The organism is Streptomyces sp. NPDC060000, assembly GCF_042737375.1.
Taxonomy (GTDB): Bacteria; Actinomycetota; Actinomycetes; order Streptomycetales; family Streptomycetaceae; genus Streptomyces.
In genome coordinates this window covers 52,460-72,815 of sequence record NZ_JBHWUU010000001.1, presented here as the reverse complement: position 1 = coordinate 72,815, position 20,356 = coordinate 52,460, and the positions used below count along the sequence as shown (strand labels likewise).

Here is a 20,356-nt window from a genome sequence, read left to right as displayed (position 1 = left end):
GCGTTTCCCCTGCGGCCCGCTCCAATCGCGGCACATGCCATCCGCACGGGCGGCCCCGGACGTTACCCATCCGTCAATCTTGAAAGCTCAATGGTTAGGGCTATAGTCACTCGCACACTCGGCGTGACCGTCCGCCGACGCAGTGCTGGAACGGTATCCTCCGCGCCTTGCTCCGCCGACGTCTCCCGAGGTCACCCCTCTCGACGCACGGCGGCTCCCCACCCTCACCCCCCATACGCCGCCGGGTCCTCCCCGCTCGGGTGGCGTGCACGACGGAAAGCAGCGCACCCATGAGCAACAGCACCGGAAGAGGGCTCCAGGCGAATGTGCTGGGTACCTTCGACACGGTGGTGATGGCGGTCGCCGGCAGTGCTCCGGCCTACTCCATCGCCGCCACCACCGCGGTCCTGGCCGGGGCCGTGGGCCTGGCAGGACCGGCGGCACTGCTGTACTGCGCGATACCGATGCTGGGCATCGCGCTGGCGTTCAGCCGGCTCAGCCGGATCGACGTCAACGCCGGCGCCAGCTACTCGTGGGTGGGGCGCACGCTCCACCCCTTCCTGGGCTTCATCAGCGGCTGGGCGCTGGTGATCTCGGCGACCATCTTCATGGTGGCGGGCTCGCTGCCGGCCGGCTCGATGACGCTCGCCCTGTTCGACGAGGGCCTCGCCGACAACACCGCGCTGTCGACCGTCGTCGGCGCCGCCTGGTTCGTGGTGATGCTGGCGGTGGTGCTGGGCGGGGCCCGGCTCACCGTGCGCGCGCAGCTGATCATGTCGGGTGTGGAGCTGGCGATTCTGGCGCTCTTCGCGGTGCTCGCCCTCTTCCACACGGACAACGCGCTGCCGTTCGACTGGTCGTGGCTCGGGTTCAGCCATTTCGACGGGGTGTCCGGCTTCGCGTCGGGCGCGCTGGTCGCCGCGTTCTACTACTGGGGCTGGGACGTGACCAGCAACCTCAGTGAGGAGACCCGCAACAGCCGCCGGACGACCGGCCTGGCGGGGCTGATCGGGGTGGGCATCGTCTTTCTCCTCTTCGAGGTCTTCACCATCGCGGTGAACGTCGTCCTGAGCTCTCGGCGGATCGAGGACAACGGCGCCAACGTGCTGGCCGCCCTCGGCGAGGAGGTGTGGCCGGGCTGGGGCGGCAAGCTGCTGATCGTGGCCGTGATGCTGTCCACCGTCGCCACCCTTGAGACGACCCTGATCCAGGTCACGCGCTCGCTGTTCGCGATGGGCCGGGACCGTACGATGCCGTCCGCGCTGGGCCGGGTGCACCGCACCTGGAACACGCCCTGGGTGGCGATCGCGGTGGTGGGCGGGGTGGCACTGGTGCTGTTCGTCGCCTCCAACGCCCTGGGCTCGGTCGGCGACATCCTCGCCGACGCCATCTCGGCGATCGGCCTGCAGATCGCGATCTACTACGGTCTGGCGGGCCTGGCGGCCGTCGTCGCGTACCGCAAGACCCTGCTGAGGTCCCCGTCCGACTTCCTTCTCGGCGGGCTGTGGCCGCTGTTCGGCGCCCTGTTCATGTTCTGGATCTTCGCGGAGTCGCTCGGTGAGCTGGACCCCGCGGCCGTCGCCATCGGCATCGGCGGACTCGCCGTGGGACTGGTGCCGATGCTCTGGTACTGGCGGCAGGGCAGCGACTACTACCGGCCCTCCCGGCTGGACGCCTCGCGCACCGTCGAGTCCGACTACGTACCCGCCGGGCACCCGGCCGCGCACTTCGCCGACCACGAGGGTCTCTCCACCGACTTCTGAGAGGGGACCCGATGGCGCGGGACCGCTTCGCTCCCGATTTCGACCCCGACTGCGGGGATGCTCCCCTCTCCTCCACCCGGCACGACATCGTCATCGGCCGCTGGCAGGGCCTGCGGGACCTGCTGCGCGCGACCGGCCCCGACTGGCTCGCGCGCGGTCACCGGGTCCGGTCGCTCGCGCAGGCCTGCGTGGGCAGTTCGACGGTGGAGACCTGGCTGGCCGCCGAGCCGCACAGCGCCGACGCCCTGGTGCTGCGGGCGGCCACGGAGACGGCCCGGGCGTTCGACGTGGCGATCACCGCGGGCCGGGGCGTGCCGATCGACCCGACCCGGATCGACGGCGCGGTGCTGGCATGTCTGTCCGCCGCCGAGGCGTACCTGGACGACCCGACCCCGTGGACCTCGCTGATCTCGGTCGCCCGCCTCTATCCGGCCGGGGTGCGCCGGCAGGAACTGGCCCGCTGGTGGGACGAGTTGCACCGACGGGACCCGTACAGCATGGAGGGCCACCTCCAGGTTCTGCACTACTACTCCGCCCGCTGGCACGGCTCGCACGGGCTGATGTACGACTTCGCCCGGGACGCGGCCGGCGTCGCCCCGCCGGGCTGTCCGCTGCCGGTGCTGGTGCAGTACGCGCGCGTCGAGGAGTTCCGCCATTCCCTAGACACCACGCAGGACCGCTCCACGGCGGTACGCCTCGGCCAGCACTGGAACAACGACGGCGCCGTCAGCGACGTCCGCCGCACCTGGGAACGCTGGATCACGGGCCGCAAGGAGGACCCCATCGCCCCGGGTGAGCTGCGGGACTTCAACTACCTGGCGCACGCCGCGTGTGCGGCGGGCACCGCCGACGTGGCGGCGCCGCTGCTGCGCATGCTGGGCCACCGGGCGACCCGCACACCCTGGTCGTACACCGGGGACCCGGTCCAGCAGATCGCCAGGCGGCGCAAGGAGTGGGCGGTCCGCGGCTGACTCCGGGCACTCCCCCGCCGTCGGCCCCGCGATTGCCTCGAGCGCGGTGACCGGCGGCCTCGCGGCCCGCGGCGGCCGCAGTCTCGTCATGGGTGACGGGGTGTCACCCACGACGAAGGGGGAGACCCGTGTCCGTGTCGCCTCTGACGCTGTCCGACCGACTCACCGCACTGCGGCCGAGGACGGAGCGGGGGAGCCTCGCCGTCCACGCGCGGCCGGAGCTGAGGTTCGCCGAGTGCAGGTGCGTTACGGCCTGGATCTCGCGGCGGTCGAACGGCTGGGGCGGGACGTGGCGGTGGCGTTGCGGTACTGACGTACGGGTGGGCCCAGCGGTGAGCACGGGCCCGCCCGCCTCCGCCGGAAAACCGGCCCTGCGCCACGGTTCTCGTCAGCCGGTGGCGTGCGGGCCGTCCGGCCTGCCGCGCCGCTGCTCGACCATCTCGTGGCTGAGGCGCTCCGTCTCGGGCTCGGGCAGCCGCTCGAAGCCCTCCTCGGTGATGACCGAGACGATCGGGAAGATACGGCGGCCGATGTCGGGTCCGCCGGTGGCGGAGTCGTCGTCGGCCGCGTCGTAGAGCGCCTGGAGTGCGGCCAGGGCCGCCTCGCGCCGGGTCATGCCGGGGTGGTACAGCTTCTTCAACGCGCCGCGGGCGTAAGGGGAGCCGGAGCCCTCGGCGTGGAAGGGCGCCTTCTCGTACAGGCCGCCCGCCACGTCGAAGCCGAAGATGCGGCCCCCTGCGCCCGGGACGGCGGCCGTGTCGTAGCCCGCGAGGAGCGGGACGACGGCGAGGCCCTGCATGGCCTGGCCGAGGTTCTGCCGGATCATCGTGGCCAGCCTGCGCGCCTTCGCGCCGAGGGTCATGGGGACGCCCTCGACCTTCTCGAAGTGCGTGAGCTCGACCTGGTACAGCTTCACCATGTCCAGGGCGAGTCCGACCGTGCCGGCGAAGGCGACGGCGGTGTGGTCGTCCGCCGGGTGCACCTTCTCCAGGTCGCGCTGCGCGATGAGGTTGCCCATCGTGGCCCGGCGGTCGCCGGCGATCAGCACCCCGTCGCGGTAGGTGAGGGCCAGCACGGTGGTTCCGTGCGGGAAGCTGTCCGGGGCGGCCCGGACACCGTCGGCGAACGGCTCGCGCGTCGGGAGCAGTTCGGGCCGGTGTACAGCCAGGAAGTCGCTGAAGGACGAGCCGCCCGCTGTGAAGAACTCGTCCGCGAGCCGCCCGTCGTGTCCACTCTCCGCCATGCCGCTCCCCCTCGCCGCCGCCCGAGACACCCCCACTACCTACCGGCGCCCGGCGGCCGGGAAACCCGCCGCCGGACGCCGGACCGGGCCTCAGCGGGTGTTCGGCCCCCGGTGCGGAGGCTGGCGCGGTACGGGTCGGGCCGGGGCGGGCGGTACGGCGCGTACGACCGGGCCGTCACCGTTCACCAGGAGCGGGGCACCGTGGTGACGGATCGTCAGAGGTGCACCGGACAGCAGCGTGTACGCGGCCTTGTCCGGGCCTATCTCCACGCGCAGGCGGCGGCCCAGGAGTTGGACGCTGAAGGCCAGGCGGCTGAACCGCTCGGGCAGCCGGGGCGCGAAGCGCAGCCCTTCGCGGTCGCCGCGCAGCCCGCCGAACCCGGCGACCAGGGCCATCCAGGTGCCCGCGAGGGAGGCGATGTGCAGCCCGTCGCGGGTGTTGTGCTCCAGGTCGGCCAGGTCCATCAGCGCGGCCTCGGTGGTGTAGTCGTAGGCCAGCCCCAGGTGGCCGGCCTGCGCGGCGATCACCGCCTGGCAGCAGGCCGACAGGGAGGAGTCCCGGACGGTGAGCGGTTCGTAGTAGGCGAAGTTGCGGGCTGTCTGCTCCTCGTCGAAGTGGCCCGCGCAGGTGTACATCGCGAGGACCAGGTCGGCCTGTTTGACGACCTGTTTGCGGTAGAGGTCGAAGTACGGGAAGTTGAGCAGCAGGGGGTACTGGTCGGGGCGGGTGCCGGCGAAGTCCCAGTGCTGGTAGCGGGTGAAGCCCGCGTGCTGTTCGTGCACGCCGAGGTCGTGGTTGTAGGGCACGTGCACCGCTTCGGCGGCGTCCCGCCAGGCCGCGCTCTCCTCCTCGTCCACGCCGAGCCGGGCGGCCTGCCCCGGGTGCCGCTCGACGGCGTCGGCGGCGGCGAGGAGGTTCGCCCGGGCCATGAGGTTGGTGTACGTGTTGTCGTCGGCGACCGCGCTGTACTCGTCGGGTCCTGTGACGCCGTCGATGTGGAAGATGCCGTGCGCGTCGTGGTGGCCGAGCGAGCGCCACAGCCGGGCGGTCTCCACCAGCAGCTCGACGCCGGTGCTCTCTTCGAAGTGGGTGTCCCCCGTCGCCGTGACGTACCGGACCACGGCGTCGGCGATGTCGGCGTTGACGTGGAAGGCGGCGGTCCCGGCCGGCCAGTACGCCGAGCCCTCCGATCCCTCGATCGTCCGCCAGGGGAAAGCGGCGCCGCTCAGCCCGAGTTGGGTGGCCCTCTCGCGGGCGGCGGGCAGGGTGTTCTGCCGCCAGCGCAGCGCCTCGGCGACGGCGTGGGGCGCGGTGTAGGTGAGCAGGGGCAGCACGAAGGTCTCGGTGTCCCAGAAGGCGTGGCCGTCGTAGCCGGAGCCGGTCAGCCCCTTGGCGGGAATGGCGCGCTGTTCGGCGCGGGCGCCGGCCTGCAGGACGTGGAAGAGGGCGAAGCGGACGGCCTGCTGGATCTCCTCGTCGCCGTCGACCTCGACGTCCGCGCGGGACCAGAAGTCGTCGAGGTAGGCGCGCTGGTCCTCCAGGAGGCCGGTCCAGCCGCTGTGTCCGGCCGCCGCGAGGGCCGCCTCCACCTGGTCGCTCATCGCGGGCCTGGAACGGGCGCCGGACCAGCCGTGGGCGACGAGCTTCTCCACCCGCAGCCGCTCACCGGGCTCCAGCACGGACGTGACGGTGAGCCGGGCGACGTCGACATTGCTCTCGCTGCTGACGGTGGTCCGCTCGGGACCGGTGACCTCGTGGTCGGCGGCCACGGCCACCCGCAGCCCGCTGCGTTTCGTGCGGTGGACGAGCCGCAGCCGCCGGCCGACGGCCACGTCCTCCTCCGGTTCCAGCGGCGACTTCAGGGCGCGGGCCGCGCGTGGGTCGCCGTTCGGGTCGGGCAGGCTCTCGTTGGTGACCAGCTCGGACTGGATCACCACCCGGGAGCGGCTGCCGACGGCCTCCACCTCGTAGGCGACGGCGGCCACGGCCCGCTGGGTGAGCGAGACCAGCCGGGTCGAACGCACCCGGACCGTCGAGCCGGCCGGCGAGGTCCACTCGCAGGTGCGCTCCAGGACGCCCCGCCGCAGGTCGAGCACCCGCTCGTGCGTGACGAGCCGTCCGTAGCGCAGGTCGAAGGGCTCGTCGTCGACCAGCAGCCGCAGGATCTTCCCGTTGGTGACGTTGATGACGGTCTGCCCGGACTCCGGATAGCCGTAGCCCGCCTCGGCGTAGGGCAGCGGGTGCAGTTCGTGGACGCCGTTGAGGTAGGCGCCGGGCAGGCCGTGCGGTTCGCCCTCGTCCAGGTTGCCGCGCCAGCCGACGTGCCCGTTGGAGAGCGCGAAGACGGACTCGCTCTGCGCCAGGACGTCGAGGTTGAGCTCCGTCTCGCGCACGCACCAGGGCTCGACGGTGTACGACCGGTTCGTGATCACTCCCGCCCTCCCCCTTCACCGCGGCCCGCGTGGTCCGCGAGATCCGCGAGGTCCTTCACGACGACGTCCGCGCCGTGCGCGTACAGCGCGTCGGTCTGTCCGACCCGGTCAACGCCGACGACGTACCCGAAGTTCCCGGCGCGGCCCGCGTCCATCCCGGCCAGCGCGTCCTCGAAGACGGCCGCCTCGGACGGTTCGACACCGAGGTCGCGGGCGGCGGCCAGGAACGTGTCGGGGCGCGGCTTGCCCGGCAGGCCCCGCTCGGCCGCCACTACGCCGTCGATCCGTACCTCGAAGAGGTGCTCGGCGTCGATCGAGCGCAGTACGTCGCGGGTGTTGGCGCTGGAGGAGACGATCGCCGTCCGCAGGCCACGCGCGCGTGCCGCCTCGACATAGCGCAGGGTGCCGTCGTACGCCTCGACGCCCTGGGTGCGGATCTTCTCGAGGAGGAGCTCGTTCTTGCGGTTGCCGAGCCCGTTGACGGTCCGCGCGTCGGGTGGGTCACCGGGTTCGCCCTCGGGCAGTTCGATGTCCCGGGAGGCGAGGAAGGTGCGGACGCCGTCGGCGCGGGGGCGGCCGTCGACGTACTCGTCGTAGTCGTGGCCCTCGTCGAACGGCCGGAAGTCCTTGCCTCCGTGCGCGTACAGGAAGGCGTCGAAGGTCTCCTTCCAGGCGGCCGCGTGCACCACGGCCGTCCGGGTGACCACTCCGTCGAGGTCGAACAGACAGGCCTGGATCGTTCCGGGGAGACCTAGCGTCGTCGTCATACCGCCCTGCTTCCCCCACATCGGGTCTCTCACCGGTGTGTCGCACGCCACATCCGAAGGCCGGGCTCGGTCAGTCGTGCGGGAAGGAGTGGTGTTCGTGGGCGATCAGCCAGCGGCCGCGCTCCTTGCGCAGGCCGAAGGTGAGCCGCAGCCGCAGGCCGGGGCACTCGGCGAGTTCCTCCGGCGTGCCGCAGCGCAGCAGGGCGTGGGCGTAGGCGACGTCGTGACCGGCGGTGACGTCGAGGGTGTCGATGTCGAAGCGGGCGCCGGCGGCCTGCCAGGCGAAGAAGGGCGGCCAGATCGCCCGGTAGGCGGTCAGGCCCCGGAGGCCCTCGTACGGCGCCGGCACGTTGTACATCACCAGATCCTCGGCGTGCTGGTCGAGGACGGTGTCGAGGTCGCCCCGGTGCACTGCGTCGGCCCAGCGGGTGATCAGGGCGCGGATCTGCCACTCGTCGTCGGACACGGTCGTCCTCCTCTCCTTGATCCCTGCTCCTTGATCCCTGCGGCCTTGCGGGTCTCCTTCCAGGAGAGTGCGACACTCTGCTGTGTGCTCACTTTCGACGATCTGCTCGTGCGTGCCCGTGCGCTCGCCGGGGACGGCCGCAGGCGCGCGGTCCTCGGCATCGCGGGCAGTCCAGGCGCGGGCAAGACGACCCTCGCGGAGCGGCTGGTGCGGGAGCTGAACGGCAGCGGGGACCCCTGGGTCGCGCACGTCCCGATGGACGGCTTCCATCTCGCCGACGCCGAACTGGAGCGCCTCGGCCGGCGGGACCGCAAGGGCGCGCCGGACACCTTCGACGCGGCCGGGTACGCGGCGCTGCTGCGGCGGCTGCGGGAGGAGACGGACGGCGAGGACATCGTGTACGCGCCCGGTTTCGAGCGGGTGCTGGAGCAGCCGATCGCCGGGGCCGTGCCGGTGCCGCCGACGGCCCGGCTGGTCGTCACGGAGGGCAACTACCTCCTCGTCGGCACGGGCGCGTGGGCGCGGGTGCGGGCCGCTCTGGACGAGGTGTGGTTCTGCGAGAGCCACGAGGACGAGCGGGTGCGCCGGCTGGTCGCCCGGCACGAGGAGTTCGGCAAGCGGCACGAGGAGGCGGTGGCCTGGGTGCTGAGGAGCGATCAGCGCAACGCCGAACTGGTGGCGTCGACGAGGGCGCGGGCCGATCTGGTGGTGCCCCCGCCCGGGTGACGTCCGGGTCGTTGATGCTCCTATTGCTCGTCAGTGCCTCGCGTTGGCTTCGGGACCATGGGCGACGGAATCGTGTGGCTGGTGGATCCGGACGGCTGGATGTCCAGCGTCGTGTTCGCGCGCGGGATCCAGGACGGGCTACCGTCGCTGCCTCGGTGTCGTGGAGCGACGGTTCGGTCTGTCCCTCTCCCCGGCGTTCCTGGAGGACGCCCGGCTGCCCGCGTACGCGGTGCGGGGCACCCCGCGGATGACGCTCAGCGGCTGACGGCGCGCAGCTTCAGCGTGGGCTCGCCGTGCGCGTCGTCCGGTCCGAGGACGGCCGTGAAGGCGTCCGTCCGTACGGTCAGGCCGTTCTCGCCCCGCGCGGCCGACGCCGTGAGCGGCTCCGAAGAGCCGTGGCACACCGCGAACACGTGGAGGTCGTCCGGCGCGTCGGCGATCGGGCCGGCCTCCAGTGCGGTCGAGGTGACCAGATGGCGCCAGCCCTCGTCGGGGTTGCCGTAGCCGCGCGGGTCGGCGGCGAGTGCGAACGCGGCCTGTTCCTGGGTGAGTTCGGCGCGCGCGTCGAAGTGCTCGGCGCCCTGCGCGTCGGGATGCGTGAGGCGCAGGGCGCCCGCCGAGGAGACGGCGCCGTGGGCCGTGCGCCGGACCCGGTCGCCGTCGTCCTCGGCGTACGGCAGACCGGCCAGCAGGTACGGCGTCCCGTCGAGGCGCTCCACGGCGACCGTCGTCCACAGCGTGGCGCCGTCGGTGACGTACAGGGAGCGCACGTACCGCAGGACGTGGTCGCGGCCGACGACCGGCTTGGTGACCAGCTTGGCCGTCAGGCCGTCGGCACGGATGTCGCGGACCCGCACCTCGCCCATGGGGCGGCACAGCAGGAAGCCGTCGGTGACGGGGCCGAAGCCGTGCTGGCGGTTGACGGCCGCGGCCAGGTAGTAGGTTCCGGCCGCCTCGACGACCGCCGGTGTCATCCGGTCGTCGAAGGCCACCGAGACGGTGCCGGCGCGCAGTTGGTGCCGTGCGGTCGCGGTGGACGGCTCTCGGTGCCAGCGCGTGGTGTCCTGGATCTGCCAGACCAGCATCCACGCGAAGTGGCCGTCGACCCCGCCGTCGGCCTTGACCGCGTGCCGTGCCCAGCGGCTGTCGCCCCGGTAACGGCCCAGGTCGGCGCCGATGCGGGCGCCGAAGTAGCGCAGGCCGAGGACCGACTCGAAGGCGGAGTGCTGCTCGCTGTAGCGGGGGCCGCCGTTGTCGAAGCCGCCGCCGGTGAGACGGGCGTCGAGGTACCGGGCGAGCGCCTCGCCGTCCTCGGCGAAGACCTCCTCGCCGCTGATGCGATGGGCCTGGGCGAGGAAGGAGAGGGAGATGGGGCCGTAGTTGTTGTCGTAGGCGCCGCCGTGCTCGGGAGGCAGCAGGGCGCCCCGGTCGCGGACCCGGTGGGCGCGGATCTCGTCGGAGTACAGCGCGAGTGCCCGGGCGCGGACCTGCTCGCCCTCCCCGGGCGGGAGATGACGGGCCAGCATCAGACCGCCGACCACGCAGCCGATGGCCTGGTTGCCGGCCTCCTGCGGGTTGAAGAAGGTGGCCCCGGTCAGCCAGCTCCAGTAGCCGCGCGCCACCTCCAGCAGCTCGGCACGCTGCTCGTCCGCGACCAGACCGTCGGCGGTGTCGAGGACGTTCACGGCCTGGAGCAGTGCCCACACCGTGCTCGGCCAGTCGCCGATGGGGTGCGCGCCGGCCGCCAGGGTGTAGCGCGCGTACGGGAGCCCGGAGCCGCGCACCCGCAGGTTCGGGTAGCCGGGGTTGTCGTCCCGGTAGACCCGCTCGCGCAGGTGGAAGGCGAGGCTGCGGCGCACCGCCTCGGGCAGGCGCGGGTCCTTGCCGCGCTGCCAGGCCAGCGCGAGCAGGGAGGTGATGCCGAGAGAGGTGTCGCCGATGTCGTCGAGGCAGTCGGGGTGCTCGAGGTTGCCCTGCGGCGTCAGGCGGCGCAGGGCCTGCTCGGTGACGTCGGCGAGGACGGCGTCGTACGCCTGCGGGGTGTCGGGCAGGTCGTGCAGCGGTCCGCGCTGGTGCGTGAGGTGCACGGGAGGGGACGTGAGGTGCACGGGGATCAGCCCTTCATACCTGAGATGGCCATGGCGTGGATCGTCGGAGTCACGTGACAGGTGCGGGCCGGCGGGCGCGCAGTGCGACGGTCAGGGTGTGCGGGCCGTGTCCACCGATGTAGACGCGGTTCCCGGTCGTCGCATCGGTACCGCCCACCAGGGTGTGGTCCTGCCCCGGGTCGTACCGCAGTACGTCGCTCCGCTCCGGTCCGGCCGGCGGTTCGCCTGCCTCGACCTCGGCCTCGACCCGGATCTCGTCGTCACCGACCCGGTAGGTCATCGGCCCGGTCGTCAGGCACCAGCGCCCGTCGCCGATCGGTACGGCCCCCTCGGGCACGCCACCCGGCCGGAAGGTCAGTTCGAGCGCCCAGGGCACGCGCGGTCCGCTGATGTCGATCCGCAGGTCGGCACCGTCCTCCCTCAGGTCCACCTCGACGCGGGTCGTGTGTGAGACCTCGTCCCGAGGCCGGTCCGGGAAGGCCATCGCCGCCGAGAAGCGTCCCTCGTCCGCCATACGGTAGGCACCGTCGTCCCGTCGCCGGTCCGGCGGCAGCGGCTGGTAGTAGGCGGCCGTGAGGGTTTCTGTGAGCCGGTACTGGTTGTCGGCGGGCTGTTGCATGCCGGCGGCGCGGAACGGGCCGAGGTCGAAGAATCCCCGTGAGAGACGGACCGCGTCGAGGACTGCGTCGCCGGCGAACAGACGCAGGAAGGTGGGATTGCAGGCGAGGCCCGAGCGGATGCGCCGGTGCCCCGGCACGTCGGAGCCGCCGTACACCACCGTCTGCGCGGTGGCCGAGGCGCGTAGGGCGAGGCGCGCGGTGGTGAGGTACCGGTCGCGGGGCAGTGTCTCCACGGCCGGTGCGGGCAGTGCGCGGGACAGGTCCGGGGTGAGGAGGGTCTCGGCGAGCAGGTCGGGGTCGTCGATGCCGCCGGCGGCCGCCAGTCGCGCCGCCCGGCTGAAGTCTCCCCGGCCGGTGCGGACCGCGAGCAGCCGGTAGTGCGGCAGGTAGGGCGCCAGCGGGAAGGGGTGGTTCTGGTCCTGCCGTCGTGAGTGGACGGTCTCCACCGTGGCGTCCGGCCTGATGAGGTCCAGGGTCGTGGCGAGATTGCGTTCGACGGCGTCCAGCAGGTCGGCGCGGCCGAGCACATCGGCCAGCAGCAACAGCGACGGATTGGACACGTGGGCCGCGTAGTTGGCGCTGCGTTCCGAGTACAGGCCCTCCGCGTCGATGTCGACGCCCTCGAGGAGCCACTCCTCGACGCGGTCGAGCAGCCGGTCGTCGGGGAACGACCGGTGCAGCCGGGCGAGCGCCGCGCACAGCTCCCAGCGGTGGTTCGGGGTGTGCGCCCCACCGGTCAGGAGACTGCCGGAGGCGGCGCCGGCGATCTCGGCGAGCGCGGCCGTGACCTCGCGCAGTTCGGGCCCCGCGCCGGCGGCGAGGACATGCGCGTCGCACACGTCGTTGACAGTGAAGGCGGAGTCCGGCGGGGACTGCACGTTGTCGCCGCCGGCGAAGAGGCCGGTGGTGGTCTGCGCGGCCCGCAGGGCGCGGAGATGGGTCATCGCGGCGGCGACGGCCCGACCGCTGCCGTGCAGTGCCGAGTCCGGGGAACGGTACGCCGCGACCAGGGTCTTCACCCTGCGCGCCAGACCACGGTGCGGCACACCGGCGGGTTCCTCGCCGGGGTCGGCCGCCAGCGGGGCGGCCAGCCGGTCGGCGGCGCCGGCCACCGCGCGGACGAACTCGTGGTCGAGCGGGGTGGGCAAGGTCAGTCCTTCAGTCCGGCGTTGATGTCGGCGCCCATGACGTAGCGCTGGAAGACCAGGAAGATGGCGATCAGCGGGATCATGGAGATGACCGAGGCGCCGAGCAGCACCGACCAGTTGATGTTCTGGGCGCCGACGATGCTCTGGATGCCGATCTGCACGGTGAACTTGTTGGGGTCGTTGAGCATCAGCAGCGGCCAGATGTAGTCGTTCCACCGCCACTGGAAGGACAGGATGGCGAGGGTCAGCATGATGGGCCGGGAGAGCGGCACCATGATCCGCAGGAAGATCGACAGTTCACGGGCGCCGTCGATGCGTGCGGCTTCCACCAGTTCGTCGGGAACCGTCAGGAAGAACTGGCGGAACATGAAGCATCCGGTCGCGGTGAGCACGGCCGGGAGGATGATGCCAGCGAACGAGTTGTAGAGGCCGAGGTTGCGGACCACCAGGAACTCCGGGGCGAGCATGACCTCGGACGGCAGCATCGTGGTGGCCAGGATGCAGATGAAGAAGACTTTGAGCCACTTGTTGTCGTACTTGGCCAGCGCGTACCCGGTGCAGCAGCTGACTCCCACCGTGAGGATCGTCGTGATCACGCACACGAGGGCCGTGTTGACGAAGTACTGGGAGAAGTTGGCGCTGCGCCACGCGGTCAGGTAACCCGACAGGGTGGGGTTGTGCGGAACCAGCGTCAGCGGATAGGAGAACAGGTCGCTGGCCGGCTTGAGGGAGCTGAGGATGAACCACAGCACCGGCAGCCCGTACAGGCACGCCAGGATCCACAGCAGTGTCGTCGGGGCCACCGCCCGCCGGAACCCACCACTACCCGCTCTGCTCGACCCCTTCTTGGAGACGGACCGTTGGGGGTCGGCGTCGACCGGGCGGGGCATGTCTGTGGTTGTCATCGGTTCTCCACCCGCCGGTTGACGATCAGCTGGACGACCGCGACGGCCATCAGGATGAGCATGAGCACGAACGACGCGGCGCTCGCGTAGCCGATCTGGCCCCGTTTGAAGCCGGTCTCGTAGATGTACTGGACAAGGAGGTTGTTCGAGGTGCCGGGTCCGCCGTTGTTGAGGGCGACGAACACCGGGTATTCCTTCATCGCGTTGATCGTGTTCAGCAGGATGACGATGAACGAGGTGGGCGCGATGCTCGGCAGCGTGATGCTGAAGAACTGGCGCCACGGACCGGCGCCGTCGAGCGAGGCCGCCTCGTAGTACGACACCGGCACGTTCTTGATCGCCGCGATGAACAGCAGCATCGAGAAACCCGTCCAGGCCCAGGATGCCGCCATCACCACCACCATCAGCGACAGGTCCGCGTTCGACTGCCACGGAACGGCGCTTCCGCCGAGCTTCTCGATGACGTAGTTGACCAGTCCGAAGTTCTCACCGAACAGCCACCGCCACAGGACACCCACGACGATGGGCGACAGAAGCCATGGGATGAAGAAGAGGACGCGGGCGACCGACGCGCCCTTGGCGTGCTTGCTCACCAGCAGGTTGGCGGTGAGCAGCGAGACCGCGAAGTTCAGCGGTACGAAGAGCACGGCGTACAACAGCGTCCGGGTCAGCGCGTCGTAGAAGGCGGAATCCCCGAACAGGTTGTGGTAGTTGTCCAGTCCGATGAACTGGAACGCCCCCACGCCCGTGTAGTTCGTGAAGGAGTAGACGAGCCCGATCACCGCCGGCCAGACGAAGAACAGCGAGAAGAGCACCACATTGGCCGCGATGAGGACGAGCGGCGCGAGGGTGTACTTACTGCGTCTCCTGGGCGGGCTCGCGGTCACGTCCGAGGCGCGTTTTGTCATCTTCCTGACTCCGTGCTGGTCGAATGGATTCCTGTGGGCTCACGCCATGAGCCCGGCATTGCGTGGGCGCCCGGGCCGGGCGGCGGCGTCTCGACCCCGCCGCCCGGCCCCGTGGCCTACGATCAGCCGCCGACCTGCTGGTTGTAGCCGGCCACGATGTTCTCCAGGGCCTTGTCGGCCGACTGCTGGCCGTTGATCGCCTTGCCGAGCTCCGTCTTGGTCGGGTCCTCGGTGAGGCTCTTGCCCTTCAGCACCCAGTTCGTCTGCGCGCCGCTGAAGTAGCCGGAGATCGGGGCGTAGAGCGGGATCGACTCGTTGTACAGCTTGAACGCCGCCTGCGCCGCCTCGGAGGTGAAGGGGTACTTCGGGTTCAGACCGCTCTCGACCGGCAGGAACCCGGACGCCTCACACAGCGCCTGGTAGTGGGCCGGCTCGTACAGCCAGGACAGGAACTTCGTCGCGGCGGTGGCCGCGTCGCCGTTGTTGTTGAAGCCCACGGTCATGCCGCCGCTGTTGACGTCGCTGGCCTGCACCGGCTGGGCGGGAGTCGGGACGCTCGCCCACTCGAACTTCTTGATGCTGTCCGCGAAGGAGGCGACCTGCCACACGCCGGACCAGTAGGCGACCACGTCACCGCTCTGGAACATGGCCGACGGGTCGGCGCCGCTGGTCCACACCGACTTCGGCATGGTCTTGTCGTCGTTCAGTCCCACGAAGTAGTTGACGGCCTTCTTGGTCGCCGCGTCCACCGAGAACTTGCCGGAGGAGTCCGCGTGGACGTACTGCCCGCCCATCTCGTACACCATGGCGCGGAGCCTGGACGGCGACTGGTCGAACGTCAGGGAGTACTTGGCGCCGGTCTTGTCCCGGACCGTGTTCGCCGCCTTGATGAAGTCCGTCCAGGTCCAGGTGTTCTGGGGCGAGGTCGGGACGGCGACGCCGGCCTTCTCGAACAGCGTCTTGTTGATGAACAGGCCGGACGCGGTGACGTCCGAGGGGATGGACAGCACCTTTCCGGACGAGTCCTTGGCGAGGAAGTTGGCGTTGATCTTGTTGGTCTTGTTGTTGGCGATGGAGCTGAGGTCGAGCAGCTTGCTCGACCAGATCGGGTCCAGCGCCGGCACGGCCGCCACGTCGGGCAGGGAGTTCGCCTGCGCGGCGTTGTGCAGCTTCGTCGTGTAGCCGTCGTAGGGGATGTTGACGAGCTTGACGTTGACGCCGGTTTCCTTCTTGTACTGCGCCACCATCTTCTTCCAGCCCGCGTCCTGCCCCGGAACCGTGGAGATCCAGAACGTCAGCGACTTGGAGGTCCCGCCCGAGCCGGATCCCGACCCGCAGGCGGAGAGAAGCAGGGCACCTGCCGCGACCCCGGCAGCGAGGGGAACCAGGCGGCTTATGCCGCCGCGGCCGAGTCGGCGGGAGCGCCGCACACCCACAGTGGTCATCTTCGATCCCTTTTTTTCGTCGTAGGGGACGGAGCACGGCGCCGATCGAGGCGGCACGGGTGCATCTTGCAGGAAGTTTCGCCTTCCGGGGGCGCGGCCTCGCCCGGCCGCGTCGCCTTGACGGATGGGGTCCCCGGCCATGAGGGCCGTCGTCGCACAAGCACGCCCTCGTGCGGCTGCCGTACTTCGAGTACGAGCGGGAGGCTCATCCGGAGTCGGCGTCCCGACCGACTTAGAAAGCGCTTGTCCGGACATTGGCAGACCGGGCCGGAAGCCGTCAATCCTTAGCTTGCGCGGCCTGGGTCACGGTTTGGACTCCCCGGGCGACCGCGAGCCGTGCGGCACCCGCGACGGTGCCGGTGTCCCCGACCGTGCTGCTGACCACCTCGGTGGGCCAGCTCAGCCGCCCCAGCTCGGCCCGCACGCCGGGCAGGAGTTGCGGATCCGCGCCCGTGCTGCCGCCCAGCACGATCAGGCCCGGGTCGAGCACGGCGGTCACGGCGGCGGCCAGCCGGCCCACGTCCGCGGCATGGCGGCCGACGATGTCCCGGGCCGGGGCACGGCCCTCCCCCGCGAGGGCGAAGAGCCGCTCGGTGGTACGCGGGCAGGGGCCGTCGGTGCCCTGCCAGGCCGCCGCGGCCCGGCGCAGCAGGGAGCGGGCGCCGATGTACTCCTCCAGGGCCTCCTGGCGCGGTTCACGGCCGTCGTCCCACGGGTAGGGCAGCCGGGCCAGCTCACCGGCGGCACCGTTCGAACCGCGCAGCACCGAGCCGCCGACCACGATGCCGAGACCGACACCCACGCCGATGCGCAGGTAGCCGAAGGTGTGGCGGCCCCGCGCGGCGCCCTCGTGCAGCTCCGCCAGCGCGGCGCAGTTGACGTTGTTCTCGAGGTGCACGGGCACCCCCGGTGGCAGCGCGACGGCCATGGCGTCGAAGACCGGGCCGGCCTTGGCGGTCGCGGGGCGCATACCGCTGCCCCGCCGGTCCCGGGCCGCGACGTCACCGACGGCGACGACGATGGAGCGCAGCGGGATGCCGTCCGGCAGCGCGCCGAGCGCCTCGCGCACGGCGTCGGCGGCGGCCGTGCGGGAGGCGGTGGCCTCGGCGAGCAGGGAGCCGTCCAGGGCGCAGCCCCGCACCCGGGTGAGAGCGGGCCCGAGGTCGACGGCGAGCACGGCGCCGGCGGCCGGCCCGAGGCAGTAGACGGCCGCCGAGCGGCCGGTGCCGCTGGAGGCGGTGCCGGAGTGAGCGGCGAGCCGGGCGCTCTCCAGTTCCGCCACGGCGGAGGACACCGTCGGCTTGGACAGGCCCGCCAGACTCGCGAGCTGCGGCCGGGTCGCGCTGCCCGCCTGGGCCAGCACGGCGAACACCGCACTGGCGCTGTCGGTCAGGCGGGGGGCTTCCGCCACGTCGAGTTCCACAGTTTCCCCCACACGGGTACAGGGCCGCGCTCCCGGGCCGATCGTCTCGGCGGGCTGCGGCGATGGGATGCACCGACGTCGCGCGTTCCGCTCCGCGGCGGCCCGTAGGGGCGCCCGGGTGGTCGAGTGCGCGATTGCTCTTGACGCACTGTACTTCGTTAGTTAACTTCCTAACGAACTTCACGGTACTCGCCTGCCGTGCTTCGTCAGAAGCCCGTCCCGGGGCTTCCCTAGTTCACCACCGATCCGCAATCCATCGGTCACGGTTCGCCCGCCGTCGCAGCTCAACGCAACGACGAAAGAGGATCCGTGCAGGACTCTCCCCCTTCGCGCCCCCTCGTGGTCGGCGTCGACGTGGGCGGCACCAAGACGCATCTGCGCGCGCTCGCGGGCGATGTCGTCGTCGCCGACCACGTCCGCGCCAGCACCGGCTGGCGGCCGCACGACCCGGCCGCCGCCGCACGCTGGCTGACCGGCCTCGTCCGCGAGGCGCTGCCGACGGGCGCGCGCCCGTCGGCACTCGCCGTGGGCGCGCACGCCTGTGAGACACCACGCCAGTGCGCGGGGATCCGCGACGCCGTACAGCTCTCCCTCGGTGTGTCCACGCGTGTCGTGGGCGACGCCGAACTGCTCGTTCCCGCCGCCGGACTGGACAAGGGCGTCGGCCTCGTGGCCGGCACCGGCTCGGTCGCGGTGGGCCGGCTGCCCGACGGCGACCCCGTCCAGGTGGGCGGCTGGGGCGCGGTCCTCGGCGACGAGGGCGGCGCCGCCGGTCTGGTCCGCGAGGCGGCCCGGGCCGTGTGGGCGGCCCACGACCGCGGTGAGGAACCCGGAGCACTGGCTCTCGGTCTCCTCACCGCCTTCCGTGTGCCCGAGGTCCCGGCGCTCGGCGCGGCGCTGGAGGGTGCCTCGGACGTCTCCGCCGAATGGGGACGCCACGCGCCCGTCGTCTTCTCGGCCGCGGCCGACGGCTCAGCGCTCGCCCGGTCCGTGATCGCCGAGGCCGGTGCGGCCCTCGCCACGCTCGTCGCCCGCCTCGCCGCGCGCGGGGTCCCGGTCGACGACGTGGTGGTGGCGGGCGGCACGGTGCTCGGCCAGCCGGCGCTCTACGACGCCTTCGTCGCCGGGCTCGCCGACGCGGTACCGGGGGCGCGGCCGCGGCAGCTCACCGTGCCGCCCGTCGAGGGCGCGGTGGCGCTGGCGCGCTCCCTCCTGTGAGGCGCCGGCCGTCCGTTCACCCGCAGGACACGCACCGGTCGCCGGGTCATCGCGGAAGCGACACGACCCGGCCGTAGATCTTCGCTCGTACGCGTCTTGCGGCTCACACCTCGTCAAGAACCCTGCGAGCCGCGCCCGATCGCACGTACCCCGTACGTACCCCCGCACCTCCTCCCCGGCCGCACGGCCGACGAAGTCCAGAGAGGCACACTCATGCCGTCACCCGCCGGGCAGTCCACCCCCTCGGCCGTGAACAGAAGGCGCTTCCTGAAGGTCTCCTTCGGCGGCTCGGCGGCCCTGGTGGCCGCTCCGACGCTGGTCTCCTGGCTGGGCGCCGCCGACGCCAAGGCCGCCACGAGCCCGCTGCCGTTCGTCGACGACTACAGGACGAACCTCACGACGAACCTGACGCCCGAGACCAACGCCGTGGTGCGCGTCCTCGGCGGCTTCGCCCAGGTGTGGAAGACCGGCGCCGCCTGGAACACCGGTACCGCGCTGCGCCCCGAGATACTGCGCGCCAACATGCGCTACTGCATCGCGATCACCCGCGCCCGCACGGAGGCGCAGGGCAAGGAGGCGTTCGTCCACGACCGCCAGCACCAGAGCTACGCGATGATCGGCGGCCTCGGTCCCCTGGCGGATCTCTACCGGACCGGTGCCAAGGCCGTCACGTCGATCACCGCCGCGCCGGACACCACCCCCGCCACCAAGATCGACGACGCCGTGCCCGCGGGCGCGCCCGCCGGCTCCGCGCTCGGCGCCGGCTCGTACGCCTCCGACCTCGGCCAGGTCGCCAGGCTCGTCGACACCGTGCGCGGCCCGTTCGCCTCCGGCAACCCCGGCAAGTACGCCTTCCAGTACCCGCGTCCGTGGCGCATGAACGAGAACAGCGAGGTGGTCGACACCGGGAAGACCGACGCCCTCGGCTTCCCCGTGTACGACTCGGAGGTGGTCGTCGTTCCGCAGCTGCTGCGCCAGCGCGGTACGTCCCCGACCGACGACGGCGGTTTCCCGAGCGGGCACACCAACGCCTTCCACCTGGCGTCGCTCGCGTACGCCTACGCCGTGCCGGAGCGGTTCCAGGAGCTGGTGACCCGCGCCCTCGCGCTGAGCCACACCCGGATCGTCTCCGGCATGCACTCCACCGTCGACGTCATCGGCGGCCGCATCATGGCCACCGCCCTCGCCGCCGCGACGCTCGCCGACCCGGCCAACGCCGACCTCAAGGCGGCCGCCCGCGCCCAGGCCCTGGCCTACTTCACCGAGAAGACCGGCACCACGGCCGACACCCTCTTCGCCTACGCGCACTCCGACGCCTCGGACGCCTACGCCGACCGCGAGGCCAACGCGCGGGCCAACGAGCCCCGCCTGACCTACGTCCTCGAGCGCCAGGGCCGCGAGACGCCCCTCGCCGTGCCCAAGGGCGCCGAGGTGCTGCTGGAGACCCGGCTGCCCTACCTGACCGCCGCCCAGCGCCGTGAGGTGCTGCGCACGACGGCGCTGCCCTCCGGGTACGTCCTGCTGGACGGCTTCGAGCAGTGGGGCCGGCTCAACCTGTTCGCCGCGGCGGACGGTTACGGTGCCTTCGACTCCGACGTCACGGTCACCCTGGACGCGTCCGCGGGCGGCTTCGCCGCGGCCGACGCCTGGCGCAACGACATCGACGGCGAGGGCGGTCTGACCAAGCGCGGTTCGGGCACGCTCACCCTGACCGGGCGCAACCGCTACCGCGGCGGTACCGTGCTGGAGGCGGGCGTGCTCGTGGCCGGGGCCGAACGGGCCCTCGGCCGGGGCGACGTACGGCTGACCGGCGGCACGCTGCGCGCGGGCCGGCCGGTGCGGGTGCGGGGCGCGTGGGCCCAGGAGGCCGGTGCGGTGCTCGATGTGACACTGGACAGGTACCACGGTCCGGCCCTGAGGGTGTCCGGGCGGGTCCGGCTCGACCGGGGCTCGGTGCTGTCGCTGCGGCTGGACGACGAACGGCCGCCGGTCGCGGGGAGCACCGTGCCGGTGATCGAGGCTTCGGCGCTGCGCGGCCAGTTCGACCGCGTCGAGCTGAACTCCGACCGCCTGCGCGCCGTACCCGTGTACACGGCAGACGGTCTGTCGGTACGACTCCTGAAGCGGTAACACCCTTCGCGGCGGGAGCCGGTGCGCGGCGGCCCCGGAGGCTGCTCGGCACCGGCTCCGGCCACCGCCCGGCCGGTGTCAC

At 71.9% G+C, this 20,356-nt stretch carries 15 protein-coding genes; 5 read left to right on the top strand and 10 right to left on the bottom strand.

Features of this window, described 5'->3' with window-relative positions; translation table 11 throughout:
* Window positions 1-290: 290 nt before the first annotated feature.
* Window positions 291-1,763 (top strand): APC family permease, encoded by a 1,473-nt coding sequence (locus ACFWBB_RS00310; RefSeq protein WP_385264775.1) that lies wholly within the window; start codon window positions 291-293, stop codon window positions 1,761-1,763.
* A gap of 11 nt (window positions 1,764-1,774) precedes the next feature.
* Complete coding sequence (locus ACFWBB_RS00305; RefSeq protein ID WP_385264772.1) at window positions 1,775-2,734, top strand: hypothetical protein; 960 nt, start codon at window positions 1,775-1,777, stop codon at window positions 2,732-2,734.
* 388 nt (window positions 2,735-3,122) lie between these two features.
* On the opposite strand, the gene prcB is transcribed toward ACFWBB_RS00305, so the two are convergent.
* From prcB to ACFWBB_RS00285, 4 genes are all read right to left on the bottom strand, one after another.
* Window positions 3,123-3,977: a proteasome subunit beta gene (gene prcB / locus ACFWBB_RS00300; protein WP_385264769.1), complete on the bottom strand. Its 855-nt coding sequence runs from the start codon at window positions 3,975-3,977 to the stop codon at window positions 3,123-3,125.
* 90 nt (window positions 3,978-4,067) lie between these two features.
* Complete coding sequence (locus ACFWBB_RS00295) at window positions 4,068-6,410, bottom strand: glycoside hydrolase family 65 protein (protein ID WP_385264766.1); 2,343 nt, start codon at window positions 6,408-6,410, stop codon at window positions 4,068-4,070.
* Window positions 6,407-7,177: a beta-phosphoglucomutase family hydrolase gene (locus ACFWBB_RS00290; protein ID WP_385264763.1), complete on the bottom strand. Its 771-nt coding sequence runs from the start codon at window positions 7,175-7,177 to the stop codon at window positions 6,407-6,409. Before ACFWBB_RS00290 ends, ACFWBB_RS00295 begins: the two co-directional genes overlap by 4 nt.
* Before the next feature lie 70 nt (window positions 7,178-7,247).
* A complete protein-coding gene (locus tag ACFWBB_RS00285) occupies window positions 7,248-7,643 on the bottom strand; it encodes a nuclear transport factor 2 family protein (RefSeq protein WP_385264761.1) in 396 nt (131 codons plus the stop codon).
* An 84-nt stretch (window positions 7,644-7,727) separates the two neighbouring features.
* Here ACFWBB_RS00285 and ACFWBB_RS00280 point away from each other — a divergent pair, with 84 nt between their 5' ends.
* On the top strand, window positions 7,728-8,369 hold the full coding sequence (locus ACFWBB_RS00280; protein WP_385264759.1) for a nucleoside/nucleotide kinase family protein: 642 nt from the start codon (window positions 7,728-7,730) through the stop codon (window positions 8,367-8,369).
* Between the two features lie 254 nt (window positions 8,370-8,623).
* Here ACFWBB_RS00280 and ACFWBB_RS00275 read toward each other — a convergent pair whose 3' ends face one another.
* The 6 genes from ACFWBB_RS00275 to ACFWBB_RS00250 all read right to left on the bottom strand — a co-directional run bounded on the left by ACFWBB_RS00275 (window position 8,624) and on the right by ACFWBB_RS00250 (window position 16,914).
* Window positions 8,624-10,456, bottom strand: a complete 1,833-nt coding sequence (locus ACFWBB_RS00275) for a hypothetical protein (protein ID WP_385264757.1) — start codon at window positions 10,454-10,456, stop codon at window positions 8,624-8,626.
* Window positions 10,457-10,526: 70 nt separating this feature from the next.
* Window positions 10,527-12,245 (bottom strand): hypothetical protein, encoded by a 1,719-nt coding sequence (locus tag ACFWBB_RS00270; protein WP_385264754.1) that lies wholly within the window; start codon window positions 12,243-12,245, stop codon window positions 10,527-10,529.
* 2 nt (window positions 12,246-12,247) lie between these two features.
* The gene (locus ACFWBB_RS00265; RefSeq protein ID WP_385264752.1) at window positions 12,248-13,150 is read right to left on the bottom strand and encodes a carbohydrate ABC transporter permease; all 903 of its coding nucleotides are present in this window, start codon (window positions 13,148-13,150) and stop codon (window positions 12,248-12,250) included.
* Window positions 13,147-14,058, bottom strand: coding sequence for a carbohydrate ABC transporter permease (locus ACFWBB_RS00260; protein ID WP_385264749.1), 912 nt, complete (start codon window positions 14,056-14,058; stop codon window positions 13,147-13,149). Before ACFWBB_RS00260 ends, ACFWBB_RS00265 begins: the two co-directional genes overlap by 4 nt.
* A gap of 122 nt (window positions 14,059-14,180) precedes the next feature.
* Window positions 14,181-15,503 (bottom strand): extracellular solute-binding protein, encoded by a 1,323-nt coding sequence (locus tag ACFWBB_RS00255; RefSeq protein WP_385264746.1) that lies wholly within the window; start codon window positions 15,501-15,503, stop codon window positions 14,181-14,183.
* A gap of 277 nt (window positions 15,504-15,780) precedes the next feature.
* Window positions 15,781-16,914: an ROK family transcriptional regulator gene (locus ACFWBB_RS00250; RefSeq protein WP_385264744.1), complete on the bottom strand. Its 1,134-nt coding sequence runs from the start codon at window positions 16,912-16,914 to the stop codon at window positions 15,781-15,783.
* Between the two features lie 321 nt (window positions 16,915-17,235).
* Between ACFWBB_RS00250 and ACFWBB_RS00245 the strand changes: the two genes are divergently transcribed.
* Complete coding sequence (locus tag ACFWBB_RS00245; RefSeq protein WP_385264741.1) at window positions 17,236-18,144, top strand: N-acetylglucosamine kinase; 909 nt, start codon at window positions 17,236-17,238, stop codon at window positions 18,142-18,144.
* Window positions 18,145-18,357: 213 nt separating this feature from the next.
* Window positions 18,358-20,274: a phosphatase PAP2 family protein gene (locus ACFWBB_RS00240; protein WP_385264738.1), complete on the top strand. Its 1,917-nt coding sequence runs from the start codon at window positions 18,358-18,360 to the stop codon at window positions 20,272-20,274.
* Window positions 20,275-20,356: the final 82 nt, after the last annotated feature.